We start from the raw sequence: 8,293 nt of genomic DNA, 5'->3' as shown, positions 1-8,293 counted from the left end.
GGCGTTGACTTTTGGCACGCTGTTGAGTTCTCAAGGAACGGTCGCTTCCTTTGTACTCACCCTCTCGGGCTTTCCTCCGGGCGCTTCCCTTCGGTGTTCCAAACTCTATCAGTGTTTTTCCGACTCCCTGACCACCGTCCTGCAGGCATGCAGAAGGTGACCCCGAGATAGGATCTGACAAGTTTGGGTGCTGCCAGGCACAGACACGATGTCGTGTCGCTCAGCCCCAGGCAGGAGTACGACTGTACACGCGGCCGCAGAGTGCGTGCAAATCCATTTGCGGTATGGTCTAGACCACTCCGGAGTGCCCGCGCGGAACCGGCACTTCAGGTGACATACCCTGCTGAACAGTGTGCCGCCCGGTACCGACAGGGACGGCCCATAACGATCTCCATCCCTGGGAGGCTTCCCATGACCACCGTGACGTCCCCGCTTGCAGGACGCGCCATCGGACTGGCAGCCGTGCCGGATCCCGTCTTCTCCGGGGCCATGGTCGGCCCGGGCACAGCGATCGACCCTGTACCTGAGCCTTCCGAGGCCGTCTCACCCGTGGACGGCGTCATCGTCTCCCTGCACCCGCACGCGTTCGTCGTCGTCGACGAGAGCGGACACGGCGTGCTCACGCACCTCGGTATCGACACCGTGCAGCTCAACGGCGAGGGTTTCGAGCTGCTGGTGAACAAGGGCGACACCGTCAGGCGCGGTCAGGGCATCGTGCGCTGGAACCCGGCTGCCGTCGAGGCCGCCGGCAAGTCCGCGATCTGCCCGATCGTGGCGCTGGAGGCCACGGCAGAAGCCCTCTCCGATCTTCGTATCGACGGCGATGTGAAGGCCGGCGACAGTCTCTTCCTCTGGAAGTGACGCCAGTGCCGTCGTATGACGGCGAGTAGGACAACCAACACGGCGGCGGGAGCCGCCGCACTATCGGAGACGGGTGAGATGGAGACAACGCTGCGAGGCGTCGGCGTGAGCCACGGTGTGGCGATCGGCGAGGTTCGGCATATGGGAACGGCGGTGCTCGAGCCGCCTGCGAAGCAGATCCCGGCGGACGAGGCGGAGCGTGAACAGGGGCGCGCCCGCAAGGCCGTGGAGGCTGTGGCGGCCGACCTGATGGCGCGCGGCAATCTGGCGGGCGGCGAAGCCCAGGCGGTGCTCGAGGCGCAGGCCATGATGGCCCAGGACCCCGAGCTGATGGCCGACGTGGAACGGCGGATCGCCGTCGGCAGCACGGCCGAGCGCGGGGTGTACGACGCCTTCGCCGCGTATCGCGAGCTGCTGGCGGGTGCCGGTGAGTACCTCGCCGGCCGCGTGGCCGACCTCGACGACGTGCGGAATCGTATCGTCGCCCGTCTGCTGGGCGTGCCGATGCCGGGAGTTCCCGACAGCGACGAGCCCTACGTCCTTGTCGCGCGTGACCTCGCGCCTGCCGACACCGCGCTGCTGGACCCGACTCTGGTGCTCGGTTTCGTCACCGAGGAGGGCGGTCCGACCAGCCACAGCGCGATTCTGGCGCGGGCGCTCGGAGTGCCGGCCGTGGTGGCGCTGCCCGGTGCCGGCGAGCTCGCCGAAGGCACGATGATCGCCGTCGACGGCAGCACGGGTGAGATCTTCGTGGACCCGAGTGCGGACAAGAAGGCTGAGCTCGAGGCCGCGGCCGCCGCGCGCAGGGCCGCGCTGGCGGCCTCGACCGGGCCCGGTGCCACGGCGGACGGTCACAAGGTGCCGCTGCTCGCGAACATCGGTGGTCCTGCGGATGTGGAGGCCGCCGTCGATGCCGGTGCCGAGGGCGTCGGTCTCTTCCGTACCGAGTTCCTCTTCCTGGACGACAGCAAGCAGGCGCCTTCCGAGGAGAAGCAGGTCGCGGCGTACCGGCAGGTGCTCGAGGCGTTCCCCGAGGGGCGTGTCGTGGTGCGGGTTCTGGACGCGGGCGCGGACAAGCCGCTCGATTTCCTGACTCCGGCCGACGAGCCGAACCCGGCGCTCGGTGTGCGGGGCCTGCGGACGCTGCTCGACCACCCGGAGGTCCTGCGCACGCAGCTGACCGCGCTCGCGAAGGCCGTGGAAGGGCTGCCGGTCTATCTCGAGGTCATGGCCCCGATGGTGGCGGACCGCACGGATGCCCGGGCCTTCGCTGACGCGTGCCGTGAGGCTGGGCTGCGGGCGAAGTTCGGCGCGATGGTGGAGATCCCGTCGGCCGCGCTGCGGGCCCGCTCGATCCTGCAGGAGGTCGAGTTCCTGTCGCTGGGGACGAACGACCTGGCGCAGTACACCTTCGCCGCCGACCGTCAGGTGGGTGCGGTCTCCCGTCTGCAGGACCCGTGGCAGCCCGCGCTGCTCGACCTGGTGGCACTGTCCGCCGAGTCGGCGAAGGCCGAGGGCAAGAGCTGTGGCGTCTGCGGTGAGGCCGCGTCCGACCCGCTGCTCGCTTGTGTCCTGGCTGGTCTGGGCGTCACCTCTCTTTCGATGGGCGCGGCGTCGATTCCCTACGTCCGCGCGACGCTGGCGAAGTACACGCTGGCGCAGTGCGAGCGGGCAGCTGCGGCGGCCCGTGCGTCGGACAGTGCCGAGGACGCGCGCAGCGCGGCGCAGGCGGTGCTGTCGGGCGAGTAGGCCGGCCTTGGTCGACCTATGACTGTCCAGGAGGGGCGCTCCACTCACGTGGGGCGCCCCTCCCGCGTTTCAGTGGTTGTGTCCCCGGTGGGGTTTCTCCTCCCCGAGCTCGGGCGGCTCGCAGTAGTCGACGTTGGATTCCGGGGAGATGAGATCGCCGGACTCGACGTCGGTGCAGTAGGCGTCGAAGACCTCTCCCGCAGTGAGGGGGTCGAGTCCGTAGGCGCGCAGGCGCCAGCCGTAGACGCGGTCGGGCCTGTCTGGGGCGCTGGCGCGGATGACGAGTCCACCGGGGCTTTCGGTGGCCAGGCCGAGGGCCAGGACTGTGGTGAACTCGAGGGCTTCGGTCTCGTCCAGCGTCAAGGTGCCGTTCGTGTCGGCGGCATGGAGTGCGGCGATGAGGGTTTCGGGCGGTCCGGTGACGCTGCAGACGAGGTGCCGGTCGCCGGGTGGGGCTGTGTCGAGGATGCGGACGAGGAGGTCCGAGGCTCGGGCGAAGGCGGTGCGTCCGAGGTCCTCTCCGCAGGACGTGCAGGCGCCCAGGCGAGCGAGGAGTGTGGTCGCGTACTCCCAGGTGGCCTGCCGCACGCCCTCGTCGACGAGGGCCGCCAGGAGGTCGGCCAGAGGCTGACCGTCGTACGGGAGAGTCGGGCCTGTCACCGCGAGTTGGGACGTGAAGCGTGTGCGGCTCGACGGGTTGTCGGGGTCCAGGCTCTTCCGCGTGCAGAACTCGGCGTACTCCTCGGGGTCGAAGAGGGCCACCGTGGTGTGACTGCCCTGCAGGTTCCGTGTCCTGAGGAGGGCCTCGACCTGTTTGAGGTAGGTCGCGTGGTCGTCGAAGGTGAAGCTGCGGTAGCAGCGCATGGCTCGGAAGTCGTGCTCGTCGGTCAGCAGGCCGATGGTGCCGGCGATTTCGCGGCGCAGGACGCGTCGCATGGTCCGGCTGTCGGTGTGCGCCATTGTCTTTCCCCCTGTGCACAGTCGATCAATGCTCACTCACAGTAATCGACGGCACTGACAACGGGGGTGGCGAAGGCGGGCGGCCGCTAAAGTCGCAGGTCAACACGCTTCAGCCACACTCTCCGTCAGCGGCCGTGGTGACGGGGAGTAGCTCGACGTGGCGTGGACGACCTCGGTCAGGCGCGTTTGCGGGCGAGGTCCTCATAGAAGGTCAGAAGGTCGAGGTTGTCGATGGAGCCCGGGTTGACCGCCTTCTCCAGTGGAGTGCCTTGGAGGAGGCGTTTGACCGGGACCTCGATGCGCTTGCCGGTGAGAGTGTGCGGGACGCCGGGTACCTCGATGATCTCGTCGGGGACGTGGCGCGGCGAGAGTTGTTCGCGGATGGTCTGCTTGATGCGCTTCAGCAGGTCCTCGTCGAGGGCTGCTCCGGGGGCCAGGTGCACGAACAGGGGCATCCAGTAGCCGCCGTCGGGCTGCTCGATGCCGATGACGAGGGACTCCCTGATTTCGGGGAGGCGCTCCACCGCTTCGTAGATGTCGGCGGATCCCATCCGTACGCCCTGGCGGTTGAGCGTGGAGTCGGAGCGGCCGTGGATGACGACGGATCCGTGGGAGGTAACGGTGATCCAGTCGCCGTGCCGCCATACGCCGGGGTAGGTGTCGAAGTAGCTGTCGTGGTAGCGGCTGCCGTCGGGGTCGTTCCAGAAGTGGATGGGCATCGACGGCATGGGGTTGGTGACCACGAGTTCGCCGACCTCGTCGACGAGGGGGCTGCCGCTCGGGTCCCAGGCCTGCAGGTCGGTGCCGAGGCAGGGGGCCTGGAGCTCGCCGACGTGGACCGGCAGGGTCGGTACGGCTCCGGCGAAGCAGGAGCACACGTCCGTACCGCCGCTGACGGAGGCGATCCACAGGTCGTCGCGGACCTCGTCGTGGAGCCAGCGGAAGCCGTCGGGCGGCAGCGGCGAGCCCGTGGTGGCGACGCACTGGACGGTGGAGAGGTCGAAGTCGCGGGACGGGTGCACGCCGGCCTTGCGGCAGGCCATGACGTAGGCGGCCGAGGTGCCGTAGAGGGTGGCCCGCGTGCGTTCGGCGATCCGCCACTGGGCGCCGGTGTCCGGGTAGCCGGGGCTGCCGTCGTAGAGGACGATCGTGGTGCCGGTGAGCAGGCCGGAGACGAGGAAGTTCCACATCATCCAGCCGGTCGACGTGTACCAGAAGAAGCGGTCCTCGGGACCCAGGTCGCAGTGCAGGCCGAGTTGCTTGAGGTGCTCGACCAGGATGCCGCCCTGGGACTGGACGATGGCCTTGGGCAGGCCGGTCGTGCCGGAGGAGTAGAGCACCCACAGGGGGTGGTCGAAGGGCACCTGCTCGAAGACGGGGTTCGTGTCCGCGGAGGTGAGGGCCGACCAGTCGAGGGCCCCTTCGGGTACCTCGGTGCCGAGGAGGGGGATGTGGATGACGGCGCGCAGGGTGGGCAGTTCGCGGCGCAGTTCGGCGACGGTGTCGCGTCGGTCGTGCTCTTTGCCGCCGTAGCGGTAGCCGTCGACCGTGAACAGCACGACGGGTTCGACCTGCTGGAAGCGGTCGAGGACGCTGCGGGCGCCGAAGTCGGGCGCGCAGGAGGTCCAGACGCCGCCCACGGCGGCTGTGGCGAGGAGCGCGACCACGGCCTGGGGGACGTTGGGGAGGTAGCCGCTGACGCGGTCTCCGGGGCGTACCCCGAGGGCGCGCAGCTCGGCGGCCAGGGAGCCGACCTGGCGGCGTAGCTCGGCCCAGGTGACAGGGCGTGGTTCGTGCGTCTCGTCGACGTACAGGAGGGCCGGTTCGTCCGCGCGGGTGTCGGCCGCGCGCAGGGCGTGTTCGGCGTAGTTGAGGGTCGCCCCGGGGAACCACTGGGCGCCCGGCATCGCCCGGTCTGCGAGCACGCGCGAGTACGGGGTCGAGAAACGGACGTCGAACCACTCGGCGACGGCTTTCCAGAAGGCGTCCAGGTCGTCGACGGACCAGCGCTGGAGAGCCGCGTAGCCGCCCTCGGCGGGGGCGCCGTGGTGCTCGGCGGCCCAGGCCTGGAAACTGGTGATCCGTGCCCGGTCGATGCGCTCGGGGTCTGGCTGCCAGAGCGGCTGGGGACTAGCGGTCGACATGGTCGGCTCCCGGACTGTGCGCGTCGTGTGCGTCCTCCGCGCACGGGCTGGGGTGTGCGCGTGACGCGGCTGGCACGGACAATGCCATGTGATCGACTTCGGCACCAGGGTGCGTCCCACATAGTCCGCCTCGTGAAGATGTGGTCCTGACACGGGTGAACGGCAGTTGAACGCCACGCGCGTGTGGCGCGGTCAATGACAGGGTGAGCAGCATGAACGGTCGTGACCTGGTGCGTTCGGTGAAAGCGGTGGGTTCGGTGGGGGCGGCGCAGGGTGTGCGTACCGTACGAGCAGCGTGGCGCAGGCAGCGGGCCGACGCCACCGGGCTGCCGTCGCGCGGGGCGGAGCGTGCGCGCGTGCCTGGGCCCGTCCAGGAGGTGGAGCCGGGGCCGGGGGGCGGTGTCATCCGGTTCAGCCGGTCGGAGCTGCGGATTCTCGTCGCCGTGAACGGGGCCGTCTTCTGGGGCTGGGACGGGGCGGAGCCCGAGCCGTCGTACGCGCTGGCGGGCCGCTGTCCGGAGCCCGATCCCCGTGCGGTGCTGGAGCCGGACAAGGACGGCGGCTGGCGGGTGGTGGCCGAGCGGGTGACGGTCGTCGTCTCGCGGCACGGCGCCGTGGAGGTGCTTACGCCCGGTGGCGTGACCCTGCGGCGTGATCTGCCGCCGCGGTGGTGGGAGCCGGTCGGTGGCGGCCCGGCACGGTGGTCGCAGCGGTCGGAGGTGGCCGCCGACGCGCGCTTCTTCGGCCTGGGTGGACGTGCCGCGGGTCCGCGCCTGCCGGACGGGACGTACCGGCTGTGGAACACCGACCCCGGCCACGCCTTCGCGCCGGGCGACGACCCGCTGTACATCACGATGCCGGTGCAACTGGTCGTGTCCGACGGCGGTACGCATCTGGCGTTCCACGACAGCTCGTGGGACGGCACGGTGACGCTGCGCGAGGGCGAGGAGGGCGCGGGTTCCGGGCACGACCGCGGCGGGACGAGCGAGCTGCAGATGGACGGCGGTCCGCTGCGCTGCTGGGTGATGGTGGGTACCCCCGCGCGCGTGCTGCTCGCCTGGGCCTCGCTCACCGGGGCGCCCGCGCTGCCGCCCGCATGGGCGCTCGGCCACCAGCACGCGCGGTGGGGGTTCGGCAGCGAGCAGGAGGTGCGACGGATCCTCGCGGGCTACGTGGAGCACGGTCTGCCGCTCGACGCCGTGCACCTGGACATCGATCACCTCGTCGCGCATCAGGTGTTCACCGTCGACCAGGACCGCTTCCCGAAGCTGCCCGTTCTGGCCGAGGAACTCCGGCGGGACGGCATCCGGCTGGTGTCGATCGTGGACCCGGCCGTAAAGGCTCTGCCCGGCAATGCCGTGTACGACGGCGGGACGGCCGAGGACGCGTTCGTGCGGGACGCGTCGGGGCAGGTCGTGCAGGGAGTCGTGTGGCCCGGGGAGACGGTGTTTCCCGACTTCACGCACGCGCGTGTGCGTGAGTGGTGGGGCGGCCTCTACGAGGAGCGGCTCGCGCAGGGGTTCTCGGGTTTCTGGCACGACATGAACGAGCCCACGTCGTTCACCGCGTTCGGGGAGTCGACGCTGCCGCGTTCGGCGCGGCACTCCCTGGAGGGGCGGGGCGGTGACCATCGTGAGGCGCACAACGTGTACGCGCTGTGCATGGCCAGGGCGGGCTTCGAGGGACTGCGGAAACTCGCGCCCCAGGAGCGGCCGTTCCTGTTCTCCCGCTCCGGGTGGGCCGGCATGCAGCGCTATGGGGGCACGTGGTCGGGGGACGTGGCCACCGGGTGGCCGGGACTGCGGGCGTCCTTGGCGCTGGTGATGGGGCTCGGGCTGTGCGGCGTTCCGTACTCGGGGCCGGACATCGGAGGCTTCGACGGGGATCCTTCGCCCGAGCTGTATCTGCGGTGGTTCCAGCTGGGCGCGTATCTGCCGCTGTTCCGTACGCACGCGAGTCTGCGGGCGGGGCGCAGGGAGCCCTGGGAGTTCGGTCCCGAGGTGCTGGAGCACGCGCGCGTGGCACTCGTCGAACGCCAGCGGCTGCTGCCCTACTTCATGACGCTGGCGCATCTGGCGCGGCGTACCGGAGCGCCGTATGTGCGGCCCCTGTGGTGGGCTGCGCCGGAGGACCGGACGCTGCGTGACTGCGAGGACGCCTTCATGCTGGGCGACAGCCTGCTGGTGGCGCCGGTGCTGGACCCTGGAGCGGACCGGCGTGCGGTGCAGCTGCCGCGAGGACGCTGGTACGACACGGTGACGGAGCAGGCGTACGAGGGGCCGGGGCAGGTGCTCGTAGACGCCCCTCTGTCGCGCATCCCCGTGTTCGCGCGCGCGGGTGCCGTTCTTCCCGTACTCGGGGAGGACGGCGGGCTCGCACTGGAGGTGTGGGCGCCCGCCCGCGGGCGGACCGGGGGCGGGCTGGTCGTGCCGGACGGGGGCGAGGGCTGGGACGATCCGGAGATCGAGCGGTACACCGCTCGGTGGACGGGCTCGCGGGTGGTCGTCGAGCGGGAGGGTGAGGACGGCGGGAGTGAGCCGTCCTCACCAGTGCGCGTCCGCGGTGCCGGGGAACGCTGA

General features: G+C 70.4%; 5 protein-coding genes. 3 read left to right on the top strand and 2 right to left on the bottom strand.

The window, feature by feature from the left end:
* Positions 1 to 411: 411 nt before the first annotated feature.
* Both ACZ58V_RS38225 and ptsP read left to right on the top strand, forming a co-directional pair.
* Positions 412 to 861, top strand: coding sequence for a PTS sugar transporter subunit IIA (locus ACZ58V_RS38225; protein ID WP_471295840.1), 450 nt, complete (start codon positions 412 to 414; stop codon positions 859 to 861).
* Positions 862 to 939: 78 nt separating this feature from the next.
* Positions 940 to 2,610 carry a phosphoenolpyruvate--protein phosphotransferase gene (ptsP, locus tag ACZ58V_RS38220; protein WP_468199017.1) on the top strand — a complete coding sequence of 557 codons (1,671 nt, stop codon included), beginning with the start codon at positions 940 to 942 and terminating at the stop codon, positions 2,608 to 2,610.
* A gap of 69 nt (positions 2,611 to 2,679) precedes the next feature.
* Here ptsP and ACZ58V_RS38215 read toward each other — a convergent pair whose 3' ends face one another.
* On the bottom strand, positions 2,680 to 3,570 hold the full coding sequence (locus ACZ58V_RS38215; RefSeq protein ID WP_471295837.1) for a hypothetical protein: 891 nt from the start codon (positions 3,568 to 3,570) through the stop codon (positions 2,680 to 2,682).
* A gap of 176 nt (positions 3,571 to 3,746) precedes the next feature.
* Entirely contained in the window at positions 3,747 to 5,714 is a 1,968-nt protein-coding gene (locus tag ACZ58V_RS38210) for an acetoacetate--CoA ligase (protein WP_471295836.1), read from the bottom strand.
* 212 nt (positions 5,715 to 5,926) lie between these two features.
* On the opposite strand from ACZ58V_RS38210, the gene ACZ58V_RS38205 reads away from it, so the two are divergent.
* Entirely contained in the window at positions 5,927 to 8,293 is a 2,367-nt protein-coding gene (locus ACZ58V_RS38205) for a glycoside hydrolase family 31 protein (RefSeq protein ID WP_471295833.1), read from the top strand.

The sequence above is a fragment of the Streptomyces sp. NPDC040589 genome (assembly GCF_055594445.1).
This window is presented reverse-complemented; position numbering and strand designations above follow the sequence as displayed.